Raw genomic sequence first — 22390 nt, 5'->3', positions numbered from 1 at the left:
GCTGTGACACATCCGCCCGGCGCGCGCGGCGCGGCAGGGGTCAGCTTCCGATCCCCTCGCCGAAACGCGCGCGCGCAAGCTCCAGCGCCTCGGCATGGATCGCGGCCCCGACCGTTCCCGGCAATCGCCGCGACAGGCGCAGCGTGGCCTCGGCCGCAGGGCGCGACAGGCGCAGGGGCGATTTCTTCAGAAAGGGATGGCCCAGCACCTCATGGGCATAGGCGGGCATCGCATAGGCCGGTCCGGTCAGCGCGACAATCCCGAGCGCCGCTGAATAGAGCCGCACCCGCTGCCCCGGCCCTTCCGGATCTGCAAGGACACGCTGGCGCAGGGCCTCCAGCCGCGGATCCTCGGGAATCGCCAGTTCGGCGACGAAGCGATGCAGATCAGCGGTCGAGAGCGCCGCCAGCCGCGTATCAAGATCCTTGATCCGCAAGGTTTCCGCATGGCTGAGCCCTGCCCCGATCAGGGCCCGCGACAGTGCAACCTCGCCGCGCAACACCGTGTGGAATTTGCTGTCCGTCAGACGAATCCTGCGCCAGAACCGCGTGAATGCGGGATGCTGCACCGCCACTGGGCCGAAAGAGAGCGCGAAGGAACAGTAGTGAAACTGGGGCAGACCCGGATCATAGCGCCACTGAAACCCGTCCAGCGCCAGCGCCTCGGGCATGGCCACCCCGTAATTCGACACCGCGCCTGCGACATCCACGCCCAGCCCCTCGGCCTGCAAGGGCCAGTCCGCCCCGCCGGGCAAGGGAAACCAGACCGAATCGTTCATCAGCACCAGCCGCTGCACCCCTGCCAGATGCGGGGTCACGGCCCGGATCCCTTCGCGATAGGCACCGAAATCATAGCCGAAATTCGGCCGCTCGATCAGCTTCCATAAAAGCGGTGCCAGCCGGGCGCGATCCTGCTCTGTCAGCGGCAGGTTCGAGACCGCGACGGTCGTGTAGCCACAATCATAGAGCGCACGCAGCGCATGGATATGGCTGTCCCGAATCCCCTGCTGCGGATAAAGCGCATAGACGGCCAGACGCTCTGACATCTGCACAGCCCCGTCCGTCACCTGCAATGCCCCCGTCTGGCGCTGCACAGCATAGCGGATGCGGCCTGTCAGGTCATCGAGATGGCGGCGCGTCTCTGACAAACGCCAGGCCAGTGATCGCTTCAGCCGGTCCTTCAGGGCCCCCATGGACATTCTTCTCCCTGCAATCCCTGCACCGACACGCGCTTGACTGAACTGACAGTGACAGAGCGCCCCGGGCAGATCAAGCTGACCCTGCCCGTTCGCCGCTGCAGCGGCCCAAGCGTGACCAATCAGGGACAGCCGCGCGGCCCGCGCAGGCCCGGTACCGGAACGCCATCTGCGGCCCCGCGAAGGGCCGCTGATCCTGCGCTTGAGACCCCGAGGGTTCCCTTACCCGAAACGCCCCGTCACATAATCATTGGTGCGCGATTTCTGCGGGTTGGTAAAGATCGTGTCGGTATCGCCATATTCGATCAGACGCCCCAGATACATGAAGGCGGTATTGTCCGACACACGCGCGGCCTGCGCCATCGAATGGGTCACGATGACAATCGAATAGGTGCCTTTCAGCTCTTCTATGAGTTCCTCGATCCGCGCGGTGGCAATCGGGTCCAGCGCCGAACAGGGCTCATCCATCAGCAACACTTCCGGGTCCGAGGCCACGGCCCGCGCGATGCACAGACGCTGCTGTTGCCCGCCCGACAGACCCAATGCGCTGTCATTCAGCCGGTCTTTGACCTCTTTCCACAGCGCCGCCTGTTGCAGCGCCCGCTCGACCGTTTCATCCAGAATGGATTTCTTTGTCACCCCGTCCACGCGCAGCGGATAGGTGATGTTGTCATAGATCGACATGGCAAACGGGTTGGGCTTCTGGAACACCATCCCCATGCGCTTGCGCAACGCGATCACATCGACGCCCTTGGCATAGATGTCGAAACCATCCACCGTGATCCGCCCTTCAATCCGCAGATCATCGACCAGATCATTCATCCGGTTCAGACAGCGCAGCAGCGTGGATTTTCCGCATCCCGAGGGGCCGATCAGGGCTGTCACCTGCCCTTTCTGGATCTCCAGATTATTGTCGAACAGCGCCTGTTTCTGGCCATACCACAGGTTGAAATCGCGGATATCCAGCGCCGTGCCCTCGTCGGATGTCTTGAAGTGATAGGCGGTCGGCTCGAACTCTAGTGTGTCTTGCATGGGTCTATCTCAGAACTGGCCAGTGGCGTATTTGCGCTTCAGGCGGTTGCGGACGATGATGGCGGTGGCGTTCATGATCACGATAAGCGTCAGCAACAGCAGCGTGGTCACAAAGACCATGGGCTTGCCCGCTTCCGAATTGCGCGACTGGAAGCCCACGTCGAAGATGTGGAAGCCCAGATGCATGAAGCTGCGGTCCAGATGGATGAAGGGGTAGAAGCCGTCGATGGGCAGGGCGGGTGCCAGTTTCACGACCCCCACCAGCATCAGCGGCGCCACCTCGCCCGCCCCGCGCGCCATCGCCAGGATCATGCCGGTCATGATCCCCGGCAGGGCCTTGGGCAGCACGACATAGCGGATGGTCTGCCATTTCGAGGCACCACAGGCGAGCGAGCCTTCGCGCATCGAGCGCGGCACGGCGGCCAGCGCCTCTTCAGTGGCGACAATCACCACGGGCACCGTCAACAGCGCCAGCGTCAGCGAGGCCCAGAGGATCCCGCCCTTGCCGAAGGTCGGGTTGGGCAGGTTCTCAGGATAGAACAACTGGTCGATCGTGCCGCCCATCGTATAGGCGAAAAAGCCCAGACCAAAGACACCGTAAACAATACTGGGCACACCGGCCAGATTGTTGACGGAAATACGAACAATCGAGGTGATCCGCCCCTGTTTGGCATATTCACGCAGATAGAGCGCGGTGATCACACCGAAGGGCGCCACGAAGATCACCATCAGAAGCGTCATGGCGACCGTGCCAAAGATCGCGGGCAGCACACCGCCTTGCGTATTGGCCTCACGCGGTTCTGCCGAGACGAACTCGCCCCAACGGGAGACGTAAATCCCGAGTTTCTGCGCCCAGCTCAGGTCATTCGCCGCGAAATAGCGCACGATCTGGCTCATCTCCGGCTCGATCTGACGCCCGCCGACCTCTTCCAATGTTACGCGAAACCCGCGGTCCAGCGCCCGGATCTCGTTGACGCGCGCCTGAAGCACCTGAAACTCGGCCTGCAATTCCGCGATACGTTCCTGTGACTGTGCAATCGTGGGCGCTGCAGCTTCCTCGCCCTGGCGCAGGATGGCGCGGCGCTGGTTCAGCCTTTCGCGCTCGATCAGATTGTTGATGCGCCCGATATCATTGCGCTCCAGCCTGCGGATCTCGCGGAACCGCTCGCGCGCGGCGGCCTGTTCGCGGCGGAACACCGCCGGGTCATACTCCATCGCGACGCCATTGACCTGCATCCCGGCAATCCGGCCGACGAACACCCCCCAGACCTGCCGCTCGAAATAGTAGAACTCGGCGGGCCGGGTCACATCGGCGATCTCGAAATCCGCCACCCAGCGGAAATCATCGCCGTAAAGGTCGAAATTCGCAGTCTGATAGAGCGTGCGATAGGCGAAACCGTCATTCTCCTGAACCGTCTCGCGCACCTCCGGCTCCAGTCGGGCCAGATCGGGGCGGAAGATCGTGCCGCGCCGCTCGACACCCGCAAGCACCGTACCATCGGTCAGCTCCACGCGCTCGATGGGTTTCGGCCAGAATGTCGTGGCCCCGTTATAGAGCACCACCATCAGAAAAAGCGCGATCATGATGATCCCGAGCGCAAGCGCGCCCCCGAAACCCCAGAGCGCGGGTTCCCCAAGCGCGGAGAGATCCGCCGAATAGCGCCGCCGCCCGCGCGGGGCGACCGCCTCTCGCGCGGCCACGCCAGCCGCACCTGCAGCACCGGATGCGGGCGGAAGTTGTTCGTTCAAGCTGGTCATATCGGTTCCCAAGCCCTGATTTACAGATTGAAGGCGCGCTTGCGGAAGCGCTGGCGGATCAGTTCCGCGCCTGTATTGATGACGAAGGTCATGATGAAGAGCGTCAGCGCCGCAAGGAACAACACGCGGTAATTCGTGCCATCCTTCACCGCTTCGGGCAGTTCAATCGCGATATTGGCCGAAAGCGTGCGCAGCCCCGAGAAGATGTTCCATTCCATGATCGGCGTATTGCCTGCCGCCATGACCACGATCATCGTCTCGCCCACCGCGCGGCCCATGCCCATCATCACTGCCGAGAACACGCCTGACGCGGCGGTCGGAAGCACCACCCAGCGCGCGGTCTGCCAGGGCGTCGCGCCGCAAGCCAGCGAGGCTGCGCGCAGATGGCCGGGCACGGAATTCAGCGCATCCTCTGCCAGCGTGTAGATATTGGGGATCACCGCGAAAGCCATGATGAAGCCCACCACCAGCGCGTTGCGTTGCTGGTAGCTGTCGATGAAACTGCCGCGCGGGTCATAGCCGATCAGCGTCAGGAGCGCGGCCACCGCATAGGACAGGATCATCGCAATCCCCAGAAGTGCGATCCAGCGACCGGCATCGACCATCCCGGCCCGCGAACGGTCCATGCCCGAGATCAGGTCGCGGTAATGATGCCCGAATTGCTTGCGGAAGGCCCATGCGGTCACGAAATAGCTCAGCGGCAGCAGGATCAGGAACATGAAGGGTGTCCCAGTGCCGATCCGGCCCGTGGTCCATTGCTTGAAATCGCCATAGAACAGCAGCTGTTCCAGCGTGACACCCAGCCGCGACGCAATCCAGGCCGTCACAAGGATGGACACCCCCATCAGCGTGAATTTCGGGAAACCGTCATATTTCAGGGCCATTTGCGCAGGCAGGGTCTGCCATAGGAAAGCCCCGATCATCAGCCCCATCGGCAGCGCGAAGAAGCCCAGAAGCACCGCGCCGATCCATTCCTCGACCAGCGGCGCCAGCACCAGCGCCGCAATGAAGCCCAGAACCACGGTCGGCAGCGATTCCATCATTTCCATCATCGGCTTGACAGTACCGCGCACGCGCTTGTCGACGAATTCGGACGTATAGATCGCCGCCATCAGCGCAATCGGCACGGCAAAGATCATCGCATAGAACGCCGCCTTGAACGTGCCGAAGATCAGCGGCACGAGCGAATATTTCGGTTCTGCCAGATCGGTTCCGGCGGTGGACTGCCAGATATATTCGGGCTGATTGTAACCTTCATACCAGATCTTGCCGAAGAGCACTTTCAGCGTCACTTCGGGATGGGCCTGCGAATACTGCCAGCCTTCCACCTCACCGGTCTCGGCCGCCAGCAGTACCCCATTGCCGCGCGGGAAAATCATAGCCTGCGTCTCGGCCCCCAGCGCGCCGCTGCGCGACATGCGCATCAGAACCTGATCCGAGGTCGAATGATAGACCCAGACATTGCCCTCGGCATCGGTGACGACAAATTCCTTCGAGCGCTGCGCTTCCGAGATATCGGTCACGCTGGCGGGCATCGAAGCATGGGTCCGCGCGCGCACCAGTTCGCGCCCGTCTGTCGTCGTGCCGGTCCCGGTCTGCAGCCGGAAATAGACCATCACATCGCCGCGCTCGGTGCCCACGACCAGCGCATCCTCGGCGGTCAGAAAGGTCATCGCCGTCACCGCAATCCCGTCATCGGCGACGCGGCGGCGCTCGGCCATGCTGGCGGCGTCCAGATTGCGCAGGTCATAGCGGTAGATGAACCCGCCATCCGAGGAAATCAGTACGCGGTCGGCATTGCCCGACAGCAGGATCCCCGTCACCTGCTCATCGCCCTGCAGCCCGATGGGCGGCAAGTCGGTGGTGGTGGTGGTCACAGTCTCGTCGCCGGTCATCATGTTGATCTGCACGCGCGAGCGGCTCACACGCACCTGCCCCTGCGCATCGACCGTCGCAAAAGCGATGATCGGGCGCTCTGGCGTGCCGCCGATGCGGTAATCCAGCGCAATGATCGCTTCATCCGAGATCTGCTCGACCGTGCGCAGCTCTGACAGGGCCGACAGGGTGCGGAAATCGCCCGACCCCACGCGCGTGAAGACCCGACCCTCAAGCCGCTGGTCGCGCATGGTCAGCGCGCTCAGCCCGGTCGGCATGCGCGCCTGCGCTGTTGCTGTCGCTTCAAACCCCAGCGTCGCGAAACGCACTGTGCCATCGTCAAAGCCCAGCGCCACGCGGTCGCGTTCCAGCGTGCCGCTGATCGCTGTGACCGTCGCGCCCTCGAAATCCAGAACCTCGCGCGAAATCTCTGTGCCCGTCGGCAGGTGATAGGTCAGCGCCGTGCCGTCACTGCTCAGGACCGTTGAAAGGGTCTGGAATTCATCACCATTCACCCAGACCACCGGCGCAGGCGTGGCAAGCTGGTGGCGCACCGACCCATGCATCTCGCCGCCCGCCATCAGGGGGGCCACGACCCGGAACAGGAACACCATGATCCCCAGAACCGCAACAATGACCATCAGGCCACCGACCGTAATGACGCCCCCCGCAACCCGCTCGCCGATCTTGACGCTGGCGCGGGTGGTCATCCGGCGTTTTCGCGCAGAGGCCGCGCGCTCCTGAGTCTGACTTATGGCTTGGCTGTCGCTCATCTGGTCCTGTCCATGCGTGCCGGAAAAAACGAGAGGGTGAGGCAGCGCAAACTGCCTCACCCGCGAGAGTTGCGATCTTACTTCAGACCGAAAGCTTCCAGATCCATGTCTGCAATGCGCGCCGTCACCGGGAAGAAGCCTGCGCGGACCACATCGGCCTGCCCCTGCTGGCTGTAGACATAGCGCACGAATTCGGCGCGCAGCGGCTCCAGTTCAGCATTAGGATCGACATTCATGTAGACATAGAGGAACCGGGCAACCGGATAGGTGCCTTCCGGCGCATCCTCGGTCGAATAGCAATTGCCATCCTCGCCACGGATTTCCAGCGCGCGCACGTCAGCCGTGCCATAGCCCACACCGGAATAGCCGATGCCCCCCAGATCAGCGGCAACCCCCTGAATCACGGTCGAGGAACCGGGCTGTTCACGCACTTCGGGGCTGTAATCGCCGCCAAACAGCGCCACATCCTTGAAATAGCCATAGGTGCCCGAGGCCGAGTTCCGGCCATACATGGCGATGGGGCGATCTGCCCATTCACCTTCCGCACCGACTTCGCCCCAGGTCGTGATCGCCGCATCGGCACCGCCCGCGCGGGTCGAGGAGAAGATCGCATCAACTTCCTGCAGGCTCAGGCAGGTGACAGGGTTGTCGCGGTGCACGAAGACACCAATCGCGTCAATCGCGCCGCGCAGCGGGATCGGCGGATAGCCGTAGCGGGCTTCAAATTCTTCGATCTCGGAGCCACGCATCGCGCGCGACATCGGGCCGAACTGGGCGGTGCCTTCGATCAGCGCGGGCGGAGCGGTGCCCGAACCAGCGCCCTGAATCTGCACGGCGACATTCGGATAGAAGCTGCGGAACCCTTCCGACCAGAGCGTCATCAGGTTGTTGAGCGTGTCCGACCCGATCGAGGTCAGGTTGCCCGATACACCCGAACCTGCCTCATAGGTCGGCAGGTTGGGATCGACATTCTGGGCATTGGCCACACCAACGCTCAGGGCCAATGCCGAAGCTGTCAGCGTGAGGGTACGGAAGTTGCGCATGAAACGCTCCTTTTGGATAGCGCCCGGTCCGGGCTGTTTCGATGCGCTGCTGATAGCGAGGCTCTATGACAGTGGTGTGACAGTGATGACATTCCGGGCCGGTCTGATGTCGGACGCCGAGGTCGCATAGGCCCGCACCCCGCAAGACGGCCCCCTGAATGCGCCCGGCCTGTCGCCTGCGAATCACAGCGGCAGGCTGCCGCAACGGGGTTTGCCGCAAGCGATGGCGTCGCGCGGGCCTCTTTGCATGACGCGATATGACAAAAGGTTAATTTTTTGGACGTCTCACCTTGCCTCGTGGCGCTGGCAGGGAAAACGCGGGTAACCCACCGGCGGGACTCGCCTGCCCGATACCGCTGATTTCGAATCGGTCTCGCCCGCCCCCCGGGCAGATTTGCATCTGTGCCGGGCCGGACAGTCAGCTCGGCAACGGTGCGCCGGTCAGATATCGGGGCTTTCCTGTGGCGACACCGTGCGGGCGCTCAGACGAAGCCAGATCCCGTCACGCGCGCGCACCGTCATATGCGCCATCGGCACCGGCTCCCGCCCCTCGATGGCTGTAAACTCCCAGTCGCAAAGGAGCCGCGCCAGAATCAGCACAGCTTCCGCCATCGCAAAGCCCGCCCCGGTGCAGACCCGCGGCCCGCTGGAAAAGGGCAGGAACGCATCGCGCGCGCAGGCTTTGGTCGCCGCCTCCTGCCAGCGTTCGGGGCGGAACTCATGCGGCGCGTCCCAGACCGCCTCATGCCGCCCCATATGCCAAAGCGACACCACCACCTGCGCCCCCCGCCCCAGGTTGCGGCCCCGGAACTCTTCCGGCTGCAGGGTTTCGCGCACCAGCATCGGCACCGGCGGATAAAGACGCAGGCTCTCGCGGAACGTGTCGCGGATCAGGGGAAAGCGTTTCAGCAGCCCGAAATCCGGGGCGCTGCCGCTCTCGATACAGGGCCGCAACGCCTGCGCCTCTTGCGCCAGCCGCGCCTGCCAGTCGGGATGCGTGGCCAGCAGATAGAGCGTCCAGGCCAGCGCCGAGGCGCTGGTCTCATGCCCGGCCAGAAAAAAGATCGCGACCTGATCGACCATTTCCTCGCGGGTGAACCTCTCGCCCGTCACCGGGTCGCGCGTGGTCATGATCTTGGTCGCCAGATCATCGGGCGCGGTGCCATCGGCAATCTCTCGCGCGCGCCGCGCCACCATCTGCGTGATCAGCTCGCGGATATGCGCCGCCGTTTCACGGGTCGCGCGCGGAAAGAAGCGCGGCAGCCAGCGCGGCAGCGGGATCAGCGCCGCAAGGTTGAGGATGGGCGCGGAACGCTGATGCGCGCGGAAGGTCTGATAGACCTCTGCCGCCGTGGCATCCTCGATCGGCAGGGAAAACAGCGTGCGAAAGATCACATCGGCGGCGGCATGGCTCATCGCCTCTTCAATCTCGGTCTCGCCCCCCTGCAGCCGGGCGGCACTGGCCTGCGCCGCGTCCCACATCGCCGGAAAGGTCTCGCGCAGCCGCCCGCCCTCGAAAGCCGGGTCGATCATGCGCCGCTGGCGCTCCCAGACCGGGCCATTGGTGACAAAGACCGAATTGCCCAGAAGCAGCCGCAAACCTTCGCGCACGCGCTCGGATTTCGGAAAATCGCGCGGGCGCTCCTGCAGCACAAGCCGCACCAGATCGGGCGTGTTCACCATCACCGAATGCAGGAAGGGCAGCTTCACCTCTGCCATTTTCGCCCGGTAGAGCCGCGCGGGCTGCGTCGACAGGATATCGCGCCGGAACATCGCCAGATGCCGCCACAAGGGCACCCGGTCAGGCCGGTGCGCGGGCATGGGCGGGCGGGTCATGGCAGGCGCTGATCCTCGGGCAGATAACAGGCATGGCTGACCGAGGCCGAGGATTTGCGGCCCCGGTAGCGGTCCGCCAGCGAAAGCGGCCCTGCCGTGATCAGGAAGTAATCGTAATCGCGCGGACGGTCAAAAGCGCAGAGATACTGAAAATGCAGCCGGAAATAGCGGCGCTTGTATTTGCGATAGGTTTCAGGCGACAGGCTTTCGCTGAACACCGCTGAAATCACGATGGGCCAGCGTTTGCCCTCGCGGGGGGCGGCCCCGGAGGACGACACCGGATCGCAAAGCGCATAGGAACAGCCATCGCCGGGTGCCGTGACATCCAGCCAGAAAAGTTCCTCGCGCGTCGAGAGATAGCGCAGATCCTCGCGCAGATGCTGCGCCTGCGGCAGATAGGATTGCATCGGCACAGCATGGCCCAGCGACAGAAAGCCAAGCTTGCCCTCTGGCACGCCCCCCGCCCGGATCACCCGCGCCAGCACCGAGACCGCGAGATGCACGCCCGAGGAATGGCCGACGACCAGCACTTCATCGAGCGTCGGATCCTCCAGCGCGCCCCGGATGCGCAGCGCAAACTCATCCAGCCGCCTCTCTAGCTCGGGCGGGTTGCGGCCCTTGTGCTTGGCGGTAAAGGCGAAATCCAGGAGCAGGTAATGCACGAAAAATCGCCCGTCGATGCGGCGAAACCCCTGCAGGATGGGCACCACCACCCCCAGCCCCAGGAGATAGGCCAGCCAGCCGGGCAGCAGGAAGGACAGCCCCCAGCCGACCAGACCCGCCGCCAGCAGCGCCAGCGCCAGTTGCCCCAAGAGCATCACCACCGGATACATCGCCGCAATCCCCGGCCCCGCACGCAGGCGAAACAGGCGGAACAGAACCCCGGTGGACAGGTAAATCCACGCCGTCTTGACCAGCAGCCAATAGGTCGCGGCAATCCCGGCCTGCATCGAATCCTTCACGATATCTGACCATTCCAGAATGGTGATATCGGCCTCAGTGGTCATGCCATCGACGTCTGAAGATACGATCCAGCCATACGGCCCCTCGCCCTTTCTCGGGCGCTGTTTGATCCGGTAGCCCGAGATCCTCGCCTGATCGCTCGATTCGCAGCGATAAAGCTCGCGGTAGCGCCGTGGCGGAAACGGGTCATAGCCGGGAATGTAGAACACATGCCGCCGCGCCACGCTTTGCTGCGCGGCGGGCTCTGGCGGGGTGTCGAATTGCTCGGCCTTCATGGATATCGCCTGCTCTGTTCGGCGGCAGCATAGCGCGAAAATCGGGCGAGAATAAGCCGCTCCTGCGCCACCACCCCGCGCAGGCCGCCGCGCGCAGAGTCACGTTGCGCGCCTGCGCATGCGTGGCAAGGGAACGGACGCTTGCGACATGCGTTGCAAAAATAGCTGCCGCAGACGCGAACGGATACCAGGATGCTTGAGGAGATCTGGGCCACGACCCGCGCCGAATTTCAGGAAATCCCTGATACCGTGGCGATCACGGTCATCGCGCTCCGACTGAGCCTTGCTGCGATCCTTGGCGGCATTCTGGGCTATGAGCGGGAACGCAAGGCGCGCAGCGCTGGGGTCCGCACCCATATGCTGGTCGCGGTCGGGGCCTGCCTCTTCGTGATTGGTCCGATGCAGAGCGGGATGCCAATGGCCGATATGTCACGTGTCCTGCAAGGCATCGTTCAGGGCATCGGGTTTCTGGGCGCGGGCGCGATCATCCTGCACCGCTCCGCGCATCAGGTCGAGGGGCTGACCACAGCGGCCAGCATCTGGGCCACAGCCGGAATCGGGGTGATTGTCGGACTGGGCCTCGAAGCCACCGCCATCCTGTCCACAGCGATGGTGCTTCTCATCCTTGCGGTGGTTCCCCTGTTCGTGCCTCGGGTCTCGCGGTCGGACGAGGAAAACTGAGCGTGGTGCAAGCATTGCGCTGGCTACGCGATATCCGGCATCCCGACCCCGATCAGCCGCGTCAATTCTGCGCAGGCCTCCCTGCAGCCACTCCAATCCGCCCCGCGCGCCGCAAAGAGCGTCGCCTGCGAGCAATGCACCGGCGCCTCGCGCAGGATTTTCAGATGGTTCGCGCGCAGCGTCTCGCCGGTCGAGGTGATATCAGCCACGGCCTCTGCGGTCAGGTTGCGGATCGTGCCCTCGGTCGCGCCCTGACTGTCGACCAGCTGATAATCCGCCACCCCGTAAGCGCGCAGATAGTCGCGCACCAGCCGGTGATATTTGGTCGCAATCCGCAGCCGGAAGCCGTGCTCGGCACGGAAGGCCGCCGCCACCGCGTCCAGATCGTCGAGGGTTTCGACATCGACCCAGGATTTCGGCACGGCAATGATCAGATCGGCATGGCCAAAGCCCATCGGCGCCAGTTCCCAGACCTGCGCGGACCAGTCGGCCAGCGTCTCGCGCACCAGATCAGAGCCGGTGACCCCCAGATGGATGCGCCCTGCCGCCAGTTCACGCGGGATTTCACTGGCCGAAAGCAGCACCAGTTCCACGCCCTCCACCCCCTCGACCGCGCCCGCATATTCGCGCGCCTCGCCGGTGCGGGCCATGCGGATGCCGCGTTCGGCGAACCACTCAAAGGTCTTTTCCATCAGCCGCCCCTTGGACGGCACCCCGAGTTTCAGGCTCATATCAGCGCCTCCAGAAGCGCGGGCCGGATCACGCCGCCCACTGCCGGGATCGCCTGCCCCTGCCCCAGCACCGCCGTCAGCGCATCATAGCGCCCGCCGGTCGCCACGGGCGGCAGCCCCTCACGCGCGGGCAGGAAGCCGAACACGAACCCGTCGTAATATTCCATCGTGGTGCGCCCGAAACTGGCCTCGAACGGCAGGCTGGCAGGGTCAATTCCGGCACTCGCCAGCGCGTCAAGCCGCGCGTCCAGCCGGTCCAGCGCAGGGGTCAGCGCGTCCCATCCCATTGCGCGCATCTGCGCAAGAGCCTCCGAGGCCGGGGATTTCAGCGCCAGCAACCCCTCCAGCGCGGCCACTTCCGCCTGCGGAATCGGCGGGGTCTGGGCATCCGCAATCAGACGCTCAACCCGCGCGGCGATCTCGGCTTCCGAGCGCAGACCCAGCATCTGCCCCGCCTCTGCCAGCAGCGTCCCCGTGGGCTTCTCACGCAGCCGCGCGATCAGATCCGCCCGCGCCCCGGCCAATGGCCCCTGCCCGCCCATACGCTCCAGAAGCGCGCGAAACCGGTTCGGGTGCCAGATATGGCGCAACAGCGCGGTCTTGCGCAGATCGCTGGTCGTCAGCCCCGCCACGGCGGCCTTGAGGATGCCGATATCGCCAGTGACGGGCCGCAGATCATAGGCAGCCAGCAACCGCGCAAACAGCGCGAAGACTTCCGCATCCGCGCGCGCCGGATCATTGCGGGCGAAAATCTCATAGCCCACCTGCAGATATTCCCGCGCCCGCCCGCCGGTCTGTTTGCGAAACACCGGCCCGGCATAGCAATAGCGCGCGGGCTCCGCGCCTTCGCGCATATGCGCCTGCACCACCGGCACGGTGAAATCCGGGCGCAGCATCATTTCACCCAGATCGGGGTCATGGGTGACATAGGCCCGCGCGCGGATATCCTCGCCATAAAGATCAAGCAGCGTCTCTGCCGGTTGCAGGATATCGGCGGCCACAGGCACCGCGCCCGCAGCCTGCATCTCGGCCAGAAGTGTTGCGGCCAGCGCCTCGGCCCGTGTCATCCGTGCCGCCCCATGATCTCGCGCACCGTGGCCACGAGGTCTTCACGTTTGACTTCCTGCTGGGCAGGCTGCGATTTCCATTCCTCCAGTGTGGCCTCCTGCGCGAGTTGCGCACCATGGATCAGGTCTTTCACCTGCACCACACCGCGCGCGGCCTCATCCTCGCCCTGAATGATGGCGACCGGGCTTTGGCGCTTGTCGGCGTATTTGAGCTGATTGCCGAAATTCTTGGGGTTGCCCAGATACATCTCGGCGCGGATGCCATTTGCGCGCAACTCATTGACCATGGCCATGTAATCCCCCATGCGGGTGCGGTCCATGACGGTCACGACGACAGGCCCTTGCGCGCTGGTGTCGAGCCGACCCTTGGCCGCGAGGGCCGCAAGCAAGCGGTCCACGCCGATACTGACGCCAGTTGCAGGCACGGCCTGCCCGGTGAAGCGCTTGACCAGATCATCATAGCGCCCGCCGCCTGCCACGCTTCCAAACTGGCGCGGGCGGCCTTTTTCGTCTTTGATCTCGAAGGTCAGTTCCGCCTCATAGACCGGGCCGGTATAGTAGCCGAGGCCGCGGACGACGGAGGGGTCGATGATGATGCGGTCGGCAAAATATCGTTGAGTGAAGAGCAACTGAGCAATCTCTTCCAACTCCCGAACGCCCTCCATACCGACAGCAGACGAACCGACCAAACCTTCGAGTAGTCCGAGAACAGCGTAATTCGGATTCGAGCCAGTGAAGGTCGCCCGGCAGGCTTGCCCCGAAGCAATCTGCTCATTTTGGAGCGTCTCCCTAGCCTTTCGGGCTTCAACATGAGCCTGCCCTGCGTTCAAGAAACCAATGATAACATCGCCTTGCGCACTACTGAGCCCCGCCCCCTTCGTAAAATCCCCGCTCTCATCCTTGCGCCCCTCGCCCAGAAGCGCGCGCACGCCCTCCACCCCAAGCCGGTCCAGCTTGTCGATAGCGCGCAGCACGATCCCGCGTTCGGCCTCGAACTTGGACGGGTCCGCCGGGTCCAATATCCCCGCAACCTCCATCACCCCGTTCAGCACCTTGCGGTTATTCACCCGGATCACATAATCCCCGCGCTCGATCCCCACGGCCTCCAGCGCATCGGCCAGCATCGCGCAGATCTCGGCATCCGCCGCCACCGAGGCCGCGCCCACCGTATCCGCATCGCATTGATAAAACTGCCGGAACCGCCCCGGACCGGGCTTTTCATTGCGCCAGACCGGCCCCATCGCATAGCGCCGGTAAGGGGTCGGCAGGTCATTGCGATACTGCGCCGCCACCCGCGCCAAGGGTGCCGTCAGGTCATAGCGCAGCGCCAGCCAGTCGCCATCCTCTTCCCAGGCAAAGACACCCTCATTCGGGCGGTCCACATCGGGCAGGAACTTGCCCAAAGCCTCGACCGTTTCCACGCCAGAGGTTTCCAGCGCGTCAAACCCGTAGCGATGATAGACCGCCGCGATCTTGTCCAGCATCGCCTTGCGCGCGGTCACTTCCGCGCCGAAATAGTCGCGGAACCCCTTGGGCGTCTCTGCCCTTGGGCGTCTCGGGCCCTTGTTCTTCGCCATGCGGACGGCTCCCTGAAAGCTTGCGGCTCTCGCTTAACGGATGGCCGTCAAAGGGGCAAGCCTGCTGACCAGTCCCGCGCCCCGACCCCAGCATATGGGGGCAAAACACGCGAAGCCCCACAAGATCGGCTTATCCACAGCTTGCCCACAGGAATATACAATTTGCGCGACAGCCCCGAATCCTGCTAGTGTCGGACAAAATCGAGCAGAGCACTGGTGGACAGGAATGAACGAGATCACGGCGATCCGGTCGCGGGAAAGTGGTGCAGAAATCGGTCTGCCCCATAATATCGAGGCCGAACAGCAACTTCTCGGCGCGATTCTGGTCAATAACGATGTCTATGACCGGGTATCGAGCTTCGTGAAACCCGAACATTTCTTCGATCCTGTCCATCAGCGCATCTTCGAGATCGCAAGCGCGCGCATCCGCAAGAATGCGCTGGCCTCGCCGGTCACGCTGAAAGCCTTCATGGACGAAGATGCCGGGCTGAAGGAACTGGGCGGCCCGGCCTATCTGGTGCGCATCGCCGCCGCCGCGATTTCCGCCTATGCCGCGCGCGATTACGCACAGATGATCTATGAACTGGCGGTACGGCGCGACCTGATCCGGCTGGGGCAGGATATTTCGGCGCGGGCCGCCGAAATGGATGTGGCCTCGGAGCCGAAAGAGCAGATCGTCGAGGCCGAGCAACGCCTCTATAAACTCGCCGAACAGGGCGTGGCCGAACGCGGGTTTCAGAGCTTCCTCAAGGCCGTCACCGATGCCGTGAACATGGCCAATGCCGCCTATCAGCGCGATGGCGGGCTTGCGGGCATCTCCACCGGGCTCATCGATCTCGACAAGAAACTGGGCGGGCTGCACCCCTCCGACCTGATCATCCTGGCCGGGCGCCCCTCGATGGGCAAGACCTCGCTGGCCACGAATATCGCCTTCAACATCGCCAAAGCCTATAAGCGCGGGATGCGCCATGACGGCAGCGAAGGCGCGGTCGATGGCGGCGTCGTGGGCTTCTACTCTCTGGAGATGAGCGCCGAACAGCTGGCCGCGCGGATCCTGTCGGAAGCTGCCGAAGTCCCCTCCGAGCAGATCCGGCGTGGCGACATGACCGAGGCCGAATTCCGCCGCTTCGTCGAGGCCGCAAAAGCGCTGGAGGCCTGCCCGCTCTATATCGACGACACGCCTGCCCTGCCGATTTCACAGGTCGCCGCCCGTGCGCGGCGCCTGAAACGCACCCATGGGCTGGATGTGCTGATGGTGGACTATCTCCAGCTTTTGCGCGGCACGTCCAAGGAAAGCCGCGTGCAGGAAGTGTCCGAGATCACGCAGGGGCTGAAAGCCATCGCCAAGGAACTCAACATCCCGGTGATCGCCCTCTCGCAGCTTTCGCGTCAGGTAGAGTCCCGCGAGGACAAGCGCCCGCAACTCTCGGACCTGCGCGAATCCGGCTCGATCGAGCAGGATGCCGATGTGGTCATGTTCGTCTATCGCGATGAATATTACCGCGAGCGCGAGAAACCCTCGGATCATGATCTCGAAGCCATGGCGAAATGGCAGGAGATCATGGAAACCGTGCATGGCAAGGCCGAGGTCATCATCGGCAAGCAGCGCCACGGCCCGATCGGCACGGTCGAACTCAGCTTCGAGGGCCGCTTCACCCGTTTCGGCAATCTGATCAAGCCCTGGCAGCAGGGCGATCAGGGCTTCTGAGGTGATCACGGGCGTCAACCATGTGACGCTGGTGGTCTCTGATCTGGCGCGCAGCCTCGCCTTCTGGCAGGGCAGGCTCGGCCTGACGCTGCGCGCGCAAAGCCAAGGCATGGCCTATCTGGAAGGCGGCACGCTCTGGCTTTGCCTTGAGCACGGCACGCCCTCTCTGCGCGAGGATGACAGCCATATCGCCCTCTCCTGCACGCCCGAGGATTATCACACCCTCTGCGCCCGCCTCGCGGAAGCCCCGGTCTGGAAGGTGAACTGCTCCGAGGGCGCGTCGCTCTATATCCTCGACCCCGACGGCCACAAGCTGGAACTGCATCTGGGCGACCTCGCGTCGCGCCTCGCACAGTATCGCGCCACCCCGCCCCAGGACCTCACCCTCTACTGATCATTTTCTTGCCAAAAATACTCTGGGGGTGAATGCGGCGCAGCCGCAGAGGGGGCAAAGCCCCCTCAGAACGCCCGCCGCGCGCGCATCGCCGCGCCGATCGTGCCGTCATCCAGAAAATCCAGATCGCCCCCCAGCGGCACCCCCTGCGCCAGCGCCGTGACCTGCACATCCTGCGCCGCCAAAGCATCGGCGATGTAATGCGCGGTCGTCTGACCATCGACCGTGGCGGGCAGCGCAAGGATCACCTCGCGCAGCCCCTCCTCCGCGACCCGCGCCAGCAGATCCGGGATCCGCAAATCCTCCGGCCCCACTGCATCCAGCGCCGACAAAGTGCCCCCCAGCACATGATAGCGCCCGCGAAACACACCCGCGCGCTCCATCGCCCAGAGGCCCGAGACATCCTCGACCACGCAGATCTCGCCGGTCGCCCGGCGCGGATCAGTGCAGATCTCGCATTCCGGCAGGGTCGAGATATTGCCGCAGCGCCGGCAGGTCACAGCGGTCTGCGCCACCCGCTCCAGCGCGGCCAGCAAGGGCCGCAAGCTCTGGTCGCGCCGCTGCAGCAGATGCAGCACCATGCGCCGGGCCGAGCGCGGCCCCAAGCCCGGCAGTCGCGCAAGCTGCGCGATCAGCGTCTCGATCTCGCTCGGGGCGCGGTCCAAGCGCGCCTCAGAGCGGCAGGTTCATGTCGCGCGGCAGGCCCATGGATTCGGCGATCCGGCCCATTTCATCGCGCGCGCGCGCTTCGGCCTTGGCCTGCGCATCCTTGATCGCGGCGAGGATCAGATCCTCGACCACCTCCTTGTCCTTCGCATTGAAGATCGAGGGGTCGATATCCAGCGCGGTCAATTCGCCCTTGGCGGTCGCCGTGGCCTTGACCAGTCCCGCCCCGGATTCGCCCGTGACCTTGATCGACTTCAGATCCTCCTGAAGCTGCGCCATCTTGGTCTGCATATCCTGCGCGGCTTTCATCATCTTGGCCATATCGGCCATTCCGCCCAAACCTTTCAGCATCTTGTCAGCCTTTCCTCATGTATCTTCAAAGGGATCCCAATCGGGATCAAATGCCGCCACCGTCTCGGTCAGACTGGCGTCTTCTGCCTCCGCTTCCGGGGCGCGCAGGTCGCGGATTTCCGCAATCCGGGCGGTGGGAAATGCCGCGAAGACCGCCGCCACAACCGGGTTTTCCCGCGCCTGCGCCGCTTTCGCGTCGCTTTCCGCCGTGCGCAATTCCGCAAGCGTCGCGCCGCCGCCGGTGGATGTGACCGAGACCCCCCAGCGCGCGCCGGTCCAGCCCTGCAACCGCCCGGCGAGCCGCGCCGCCAGATCGGGCGCGGCATCCGGGGTCGGCTGGAACTCGATCCGGCCGGGGCTGTATTTCACCAGCCGGAGCGTGGTTTCCACTTCCAGCAGCAGCGCCATATCGCGCTTTTGCTGGATCAGCGCCACCACGGCGTCGAAATCCGGGTAATGTGCCAGCGCCGGAACCGCACCGGCCAGCGCGGCCTGTGGCCCGGAACCGCCACCGCGCCCGCCTGAGGCACGCGGGGCGCCAGCGCCTGCAGGCGCTGGCGCCGCAGGCCGTCCGCCCGGCCCGCCCGCAGGCGGAGGCGTGGCATCATGCCATTTGCGCACCAGTTCCTCGGGCGAGGGAAGATCGGCCACATGGGTCAGCCGGATGATCGCCATTTCCGCCGCCATCATCGCATTCGGGGCCTGTGCCACCTCTTCCAGCGCCTTCAGCAGCATCTGCCAGGCGCGCGACAGCACCCGCATCGGCAGGCTGGAGGCCATCTGCGCGCCGCGGTCGCGCTCCTCGGGCGGGATGGTCGGGTCATTTCCGGCCTCGGGCGTGATCTTGGTGACGCTCAGCCAATGCGTGATCTCGGCCAGATCGCGCAGCACCGCCATCGGATCGGCCCCGTCGGCATATTGCGCGGCCAGTTCCGTGAGCGCGCCCGCCGCATCCCCGCGCATGATCCGCTCGAAGAGATCCAGCACCCGCGCCCGGTCCGCGAGCCCCAGCATGGCACGGACCTGATCGGCGGTCGTCTCGCCCGCGCCATGGCTGATCGCCTGATCGAGAAGCGACATCGCGTCGCGCACCGAGCCCTCGGCAGCGCGGGTGATCAGCGCCAGCGCATCATGGGCCACCTGCCCGCCCTCGGCCTTCGCGACCTTCTCCAGATGCGCGATCATCACTTCGGGCTCGATCCGGCGCAGATCGAAGCGCTGGCAGCGCGACAGCACTGTGACCGGCACCTTGCGGATTTCGGTGGTGGCAAAGATGAATTTCACATGCGCGGGCGGCTCTTCCAGCGTCTTCAACAGCGCGTTGAAGGCATTGTTCGACAGCATATGCACTTCGTCGATGATATAGATCTTGTAGCGCGCGCTTGCCGAACGATAGGCGACCGAGGCGATGATCTCGCGGATATCATCAACGCCCGTGCGCGAGGCTGCGTCCATTTCCAGCACATCGACATGGCGCCCCTCGGAAATCGCCACGCAATGCTCGCAAACCCCGCAAGGTTCGGTCGTGGGTCCGCCCTGCCCCTCCGCCCCGATACAGTTCAGCCCTTTGGCAATGATCCGCGCGGTGGTGGTCTTGCCGGTACCACGGATGCCCGTCATCACGAAAGCATGGTGGATGCGGTCAGCGGCAAAGGCATTGCGCAGGGTGCGCACCATCGCCTCCTGCCCGATCAGATCGGCAAAGCTCTCGGGGCGGTATTTGCGCGCCAGAACCTGATAGGGGGTTTGGGTGTCACTCATGCGGGTCTGCCTGTTCTGATCCTGTGCAACCTAGCGCGGGCCGGGCCGGATGGAAACGCCGTTTTGTGAGCGGCGGCGCTGCGCTGTGCCGCGCGGCTGTGTCTGAGTATTTTTGGCAAGAAAATGAAACATGGATCAGGTGACATGCGCCTGCACGAAGCGCGTCAGGATTTCGCCGTAGTGCGCGGGCTGTTCGACATGCGGCAGATGGCCCGCCTTGCGGATCAGCGCAAATTCGGAACCCGCGATCAGATCAATGGTTTCGCGCACCAGATCCGGCGGGGTCGAGCCATCGCGGTCGCCGGCAATGCCAAGCGTGGGCAGGGTCAGGGCTGCAGTCGTGGTGTAGAAATCCGTCCCGGCAATGGCCTGCGCGCCGCCCAGCCAGCCCTCCAGCGGCGTGGCGAGGAACATCTCGCGCCAGCGCGCGACCTCGGGGCTTTCGCGGAAGTCGCGCGTGAACCAGCGCTCCAGCGTGCCATCCAGCAGCACGGCAAGCCCGCCCTCGCGGGCCAGACGGGCGCGATCCTGCCAGATCCCGGCGGTGGCGATGCGCGCCGCTGTGTTCGACAGAACCAGCGCGCGGATCAGGTCCGGGCGCTTGACCGCCAGCCCCTGCGCCACCATGCCCCCCAGCGACAGGCCGACGAAGACACACTCCCTGATCCCCAGATGGTCAAGCAGCCCTTCCGTGTCGCGCACAAGCTGGCCCATCGTATAGGGCGGCGGCGAGACCTGTGATGCCCCATGCCCGCGCCGGTCATAGCGCAGGATACGCCAGTCTGCGGGCAGATGCGGCAGGAGCGGCTCCCACATCGCAAGGCTCAATCCCAATCCGTTCGAGAACACCACCGGCAGCCCCTCTTCGGGACCGGTGAGCTCATAATTCAGGCGGATATCCCCCAGTTCAGCACTCGGCATCGCTCTCTCCCATGGCAAGCGCGCGCAGAACCACATCGCGGTCCACATTCCCGCCCGAGGCGGTGACGATCACCGTGTCCGCCTCGATCTGACCGGGCAGGAACAGCGCCGCCGCCAAGGCCACCGCGCCGCCCGGTTCCAGCACCAGTTTCAGCCGTTCCTGCGCCAGCGCCATCGCGCGCAGCGCCTGCGCATCGCTGACCACCAGCCCCGGCCCGCAGAGCCGCTGCAGGATCGGCCAGGTCAGACGCCCCGGCGCGGGCGTGACAATCGCGTCGCACAGGCCCGAACGCAGCGGATTGGTGACGACCGTGCCCGAGGCCAGCGACTGCGCCACATCATCGAAGCCCTCGGGCTCGACCGTGCGCACGCGCATCTCCGGCGCCTCGGCCTCCAGCGCCAGTGCAATGCCGGAACTCAGCCCGCCCCCGCCGCAACAGACCAGCATCTCGGCCTTGCTCACCCCCAGCGCGCGCGCCTGTTCAGCGATTTCCAAGCCCGCCGTCCCCTGCCCGGCAATCACTTGCGGATGATCATAGGGCGGGATCAGCTCCAGCCCGCGCTCTTGCGCCAGGCCCGCGCCCAGCGCATCGCGATCCTCGGTCGCGCGGTCATAGAGCACCGCCTCGCCCCCCAGCGCGCGGGTATTGGCGATCTTGATCGCGGGCGCGTCGCGCGGCATCAGGATCACCGCCGCAAGCCCGCGCAGCGACGCCGCATAGGCAACCCCCTGCGCGTGATTGCCCGAGGAATAGGCCAGCACCCCGCGCACATCCGCAGGCAAGGCCGTGATCGCTGACCATGCCCCGCGAAACTTGAAACTGCCGGTATGTTGCAGGCATTCGGCCTTGACCAGCACCCGCCGCCCCGCGATCCGGTCCAGAAAGGGCGAGGATAAAAGCGGCGTGCGCCGCGCATGGCCAGCAAGGCGCGCTTCAGCGGCGCGGATCAGGTCGATATTCACAGGCACATCCCCAACCATTCATGGATCACGCGCAGCGACTCGCGCTCATCGAGAAACGGGATATGCCCGCGCCCCGGCACTTCGCCATAAACCATATCCGGGCGACGGCGCTGCATCTCCTCTGCGGTCGCGGCACTCAACAGGGTCGATGTCTCGCCGCGGATCAGCGCAAGTGGCAGCCCCGCGCAAGCGTCGAACATCGGCCATAGATCCCCCCCGCCGCCGGTCATTGCGGCCAGAAACGCCGCGCGCAGCGCCGGGTCGTAATTGATCTGCAGGCCCTGATCGGTCTTGATGAAATGCCGCCGCGCCTCTTCCAGCCAGCGCCCCTCGGGCAGGCCGGAAAACTCGGGATGCGCGCGCTCCAGCGCCAGCGCCGCCTCGGCATGGCTGCGCGCTGAAGGGTTGCGCCCGACATAATCCGAGATACGGGCCAGCCCCCCGGTCTCGATCACCGGCCCCACATCATTCAGGCACAGCCCGCGCAACCGGTCCTTCGCGACTGCGGCCAAGTACATGCCGATCAGCCCGCCGCGCGAGGTGCCCAGGATCGCCACCTGATCCAGCCCCAGATGATCCAGCAGCGCCAGAACATCCGCGCCCTCCTGCGACACGGTATAAGTGTCGGCCCCGGTCCAGTCGGATTGCCCCCGCCCACGATAATCGGGGCGGATCAGGCGCAGGGGCGGCAGATGCGGGGCAAGATAGTCGAAATCGGACGCATTGCGCGTGAGCCCGGCAAGGCACAGCAGCGCCCTGCCATGGCCCTCATCGCGGTAATGCAGCGTCGCCCCGTCCGGGGCCGTGAATTCAGGCATC

20 protein-coding genes are annotated in these 22390 nt (G+C 64.8%); 4 read left to right on the top strand and 16 right to left on the bottom strand.

Going from position 1 to position 22390, the window contains the following annotated elements; translation table 11 throughout:
• Positions 1-40 precede the first annotated feature (40 nt).
• The 5 genes from BG457_RS15890 to BG457_RS15870 all read right to left on the bottom strand — a co-directional run bounded on the left by BG457_RS15890 (position 41) and on the right by BG457_RS15870 (position 7676).
• Positions 41-1192, bottom strand: coding sequence for a rhamnan synthesis F family protein (locus tag BG457_RS15890; protein ID WP_071798429.1), 1152 nt, complete (start codon positions 1190-1192; stop codon positions 41-43).
• A 225-nt stretch (positions 1193-1417) separates the two neighbouring features.
• Positions 1418-2227, bottom strand: coding sequence for a phosphate ABC transporter ATP-binding protein PstB (gene pstB / locus BG457_RS15885; RefSeq protein ID WP_071798427.1), 810 nt, complete (start codon positions 2225-2227; stop codon positions 1418-1420).
• A gap of 9 nt (positions 2228-2236) precedes the next feature.
• Positions 2237-3985, bottom strand: a complete 1749-nt coding sequence (pstA, locus tag BG457_RS15880) for a phosphate ABC transporter permease PstA (protein ID WP_084657678.1) — start codon at positions 3983-3985, stop codon at positions 2237-2239.
• Between the two features lie 20 nt (positions 3986-4005).
• Positions 4006-6633: an ABC transporter permease subunit gene (locus tag BG457_RS15875; RefSeq protein WP_217649532.1), complete on the bottom strand. Its 2628-nt coding sequence runs from the start codon at positions 6631-6633 to the stop codon at positions 4006-4008.
• Positions 6634-6710: 77 nt separating this feature from the next.
• A complete protein-coding gene (locus BG457_RS15870; RefSeq protein ID WP_071798425.1) occupies positions 6711-7676 on the bottom strand; it encodes a PstS family phosphate ABC transporter substrate-binding protein in 966 nt (321 codons plus the stop codon).
• Between BG457_RS15870 and BG457_RS20650 the strand changes: the two genes are divergently transcribed.
• Positions 7675-7806: a hypothetical protein gene (locus BG457_RS20650; protein ID WP_281249246.1), complete on the top strand. Its 132-nt coding sequence runs from the start codon at positions 7675-7677 to the stop codon at positions 7804-7806. The two genes, BG457_RS15870 and BG457_RS20650, sit on opposite strands and share 2 nt — an antisense overlap.
• Before the next feature lie 311 nt (positions 7807-8117).
• Here the strand turns inward: BG457_RS20650 and BG457_RS15865 are convergent, their stop codons facing one another.
• A complete protein-coding gene (locus tag BG457_RS15865) occupies positions 8118-9512 on the bottom strand; it encodes a cytochrome P450 (RefSeq protein WP_071798422.1) in 1395 nt (464 codons plus the stop codon).
• Positions 9509-10750, bottom strand: coding sequence for a hypothetical protein (locus tag BG457_RS15860; protein ID WP_071798421.1), 1242 nt, complete (start codon positions 10748-10750; stop codon positions 9509-9511). The genes BG457_RS15865 and BG457_RS15860 overlap by 4 nt, the downstream gene beginning before the upstream one ends.
• Before the next feature lie 192 nt (positions 10751-10942).
• On the opposite strand from BG457_RS15860, the gene BG457_RS15855 reads away from it, so the two are divergent.
• Positions 10943-11431, top strand: coding sequence for an MgtC/SapB family protein (locus tag BG457_RS15855; RefSeq protein WP_071798419.1), 489 nt, complete (start codon positions 10943-10945; stop codon positions 11429-11431).
• Between the two features lie 23 nt (positions 11432-11454).
• Here the strand turns inward: BG457_RS15855 and hisG are convergent, their stop codons facing one another.
• The 3 genes from hisG to hisS are packed head-to-tail and all read right to left on the bottom strand — an operon-like array spanning position 11455 to position 14806.
• Positions 11455-12162, bottom strand: a complete 708-nt coding sequence (gene hisG / locus BG457_RS15850; protein WP_071798417.1) for an ATP phosphoribosyltransferase — start codon at positions 12160-12162, stop codon at positions 11455-11457.
• A complete protein-coding gene (locus tag BG457_RS15845; protein WP_071798415.1) occupies positions 12159-13229 on the bottom strand; it encodes an ATP phosphoribosyltransferase regulatory subunit in 1071 nt (356 codons plus the stop codon). Before BG457_RS15845 ends, hisG begins: the two co-directional genes overlap by 4 nt.
• On the bottom strand, positions 13226-14806 hold the full coding sequence (gene hisS, locus BG457_RS15840) for a histidine--tRNA ligase (protein ID WP_071798413.1): 1581 nt from the start codon (positions 14804-14806) through the stop codon (positions 13226-13228). The genes BG457_RS15845 and hisS overlap by 4 nt, the downstream gene beginning before the upstream one ends.
• 226 nt (positions 14807-15032) lie before the next feature.
• On the opposite strand from hisS, the gene BG457_RS15835 reads away from it, so the two are divergent.
• Complete coding sequence (locus BG457_RS15835) at positions 15033-16514, top strand: replicative DNA helicase (protein ID WP_071798410.1); 1482 nt, start codon at positions 15033-15035, stop codon at positions 16512-16514.
• A 1-nt stretch (position 16515) separates the two neighbouring features.
• Positions 16516-16908: a VOC family protein gene (locus tag BG457_RS15830; protein ID WP_071798408.1), complete on the top strand. Its 393-nt coding sequence runs from the start codon at positions 16516-16518 to the stop codon at positions 16906-16908.
• Positions 16909-16973: 65 nt separating this feature from the next.
• Here the strand turns inward: BG457_RS15830 and recR are convergent, their stop codons facing one another.
• The 6 genes from recR to BG457_RS15800 all read right to left on the bottom strand — a co-directional run bounded on the left by recR (position 16974) and on the right by BG457_RS15800 (position 22389).
• On the bottom strand, positions 16974-17573 hold the full coding sequence (gene recR, locus BG457_RS15825) for a recombination mediator RecR (RefSeq protein WP_071798406.1): 600 nt from the start codon (positions 17571-17573) through the stop codon (positions 16974-16976).
• Positions 17574-17580: 7 nt separating this feature from the next.
• Complete coding sequence (locus tag BG457_RS15820; protein ID WP_071798404.1) at positions 17581-17925, bottom strand: YbaB/EbfC family nucleoid-associated protein; 345 nt, start codon at positions 17923-17925, stop codon at positions 17581-17583.
• Positions 17926-17940: 15 nt separating this feature from the next.
• Complete coding sequence (locus BG457_RS15815; RefSeq protein WP_071798402.1) at positions 17941-19686, bottom strand: DNA polymerase III subunit gamma/tau; 1746 nt, start codon at positions 19684-19686, stop codon at positions 17941-17943.
• A 135-nt stretch (positions 19687-19821) separates the two neighbouring features.
• On the bottom strand, positions 19822-20607 hold the full coding sequence (pcaD, locus tag BG457_RS15810; RefSeq protein ID WP_071798400.1) for a 3-oxoadipate enol-lactonase: 786 nt from the start codon (positions 20605-20607) through the stop codon (positions 19822-19824).
• Positions 20594-21589: a threonine ammonia-lyase gene (locus BG457_RS15805; protein ID WP_071798398.1), complete on the bottom strand. Its 996-nt coding sequence runs from the start codon at positions 21587-21589 to the stop codon at positions 20594-20596. Before BG457_RS15805 ends, pcaD begins: the two co-directional genes overlap by 14 nt.
• The gene (locus BG457_RS15800) at positions 21568-22389 is read right to left on the bottom strand and encodes an alpha/beta fold hydrolase (RefSeq protein ID WP_071798397.1); all 822 of its coding nucleotides are present in this window, start codon (positions 22387-22389) and stop codon (positions 21568-21570) included. Before BG457_RS15800 ends, BG457_RS15805 begins: the two co-directional genes overlap by 22 nt.
• Position 22390: the final 1 nt, after the last annotated feature.

The sequence above is a fragment of the Natronohydrobacter thiooxidans genome (genome assembly GCF_001884735.1).
Classification (GTDB): Bacteria; Pseudomonadota; Alphaproteobacteria; order Rhodobacterales; family Rhodobacteraceae; genus Roseinatronobacter; species Roseinatronobacter thiooxidans_A.
This window is presented reverse-complemented; position numbering and strand designations above follow the sequence as displayed.

What these genes read in the sequence shown, in the direction of transcription:
- BG457_RS15890 (WP_071798429.1), bottom strand. Translation starts at nt 1,192, where the DNA reads ATGGGGGCCCTGAAGGACCGGCTGAAGCGATCACTGGCCTGGCGTTTG.
- pstB (WP_071798427.1), bottom strand. Translation starts at nt 2,227, where the DNA reads ATGCAAGACACACTAGAGTTCGAGCCGACCGCCTATCACTTCAAGACA.
- pstA (WP_084657678.1), bottom strand. Translation starts at nt 3,985, where the DNA reads ATGACCAGCTTGAACGAACAACTTCCGCCCGCATCCGGTGCTGCAGGT.
- BG457_RS15875 (WP_217649532.1), bottom strand. Translation starts at nt 6,633, where the DNA reads ATGAGCGACAGCCAAGCCATAAGTCAGACTCAGGAGCGCGCGGCCTCT.
- BG457_RS20650 (WP_281249246.1), top strand. Translation starts at nt 7,675, where the DNA reads ATGAAACGCTCCTTTTGGATAGCGCCCGGTCCGGGCTGTTTCGATGCG.
- BG457_RS15870 (WP_071798425.1), bottom strand. Translation starts at nt 7,676, where the DNA reads ATGCGCAACTTCCGTACCCTCACGCTGACAGCTTCGGCATTGGCCCTG.
- BG457_RS15865 (WP_071798422.1), bottom strand. Translation starts at nt 9,512, where the DNA reads ATGACCCGCCCGCCCATGCCCGCGCACCGGCCTGACCGGGTGCCCTTG.
- BG457_RS15860 (WP_071798421.1), bottom strand. Translation starts at nt 10,750, where the DNA reads ATGAAGGCCGAGCAATTCGACACCCCGCCAGAGCCCGCCGCGCAGCAA.
- BG457_RS15855 (WP_071798419.1), top strand. Translation starts at nt 10,943, where the DNA reads ATGCTTGAGGAGATCTGGGCCACGACCCGCGCCGAATTTCAGGAAATC.
- hisG (WP_071798417.1), bottom strand. Translation starts at nt 12,162, where the DNA reads ATGAGCCTGAAACTCGGGGTGCCGTCCAAGGGGCGGCTGATGGAAAAG.
- BG457_RS15845 (WP_071798415.1), bottom strand. Translation starts at nt 13,229, where the DNA reads ATGACACGGGCCGAGGCGCTGGCCGCAACACTTCTGGCCGAGATGCAG.
- hisS (WP_071798413.1), bottom strand. Translation starts at nt 14,806, where the DNA reads ATGGCGAAGAACAAGGGCCCGAGACGCCCAAGGGCAGAGACGCCCAAG.
- BG457_RS15835 (WP_071798410.1), top strand. Translation starts at nt 15,033, where the DNA reads ATGAACGAGATCACGGCGATCCGGTCGCGGGAAAGTGGTGCAGAAATC.
- BG457_RS15820 (WP_071798404.1), bottom strand. Translation starts at nt 17,925, where the DNA reads ATGCTGAAAGGTTTGGGCGGAATGGCCGATATGGCCAAGATGATGAAA.
- BG457_RS15815 (WP_071798402.1), bottom strand. Translation starts at nt 19,686, where the DNA reads ATGAGTGACACCCAAACCCCCTATCAGGTTCTGGCGCGCAAATACCGC.
- pcaD (WP_071798400.1), bottom strand. Translation starts at nt 20,607, where the DNA reads ATGCCGAGTGCTGAACTGGGGGATATCCGCCTGAATTATGAGCTCACC.
- BG457_RS15805 (WP_071798398.1), bottom strand. Translation starts at nt 21,589, where the DNA reads ATGGTTGGGGATGTGCCTGTGAATATCGACCTGATCCGCGCCGCTGAA.
- BG457_RS15800 (WP_071798397.1), bottom strand. Translation starts at nt 22,389, where the DNA reads ATGCCTGAATTCACGGCCCCGGACGGGGCGACGCTGCATTACCGCGAT.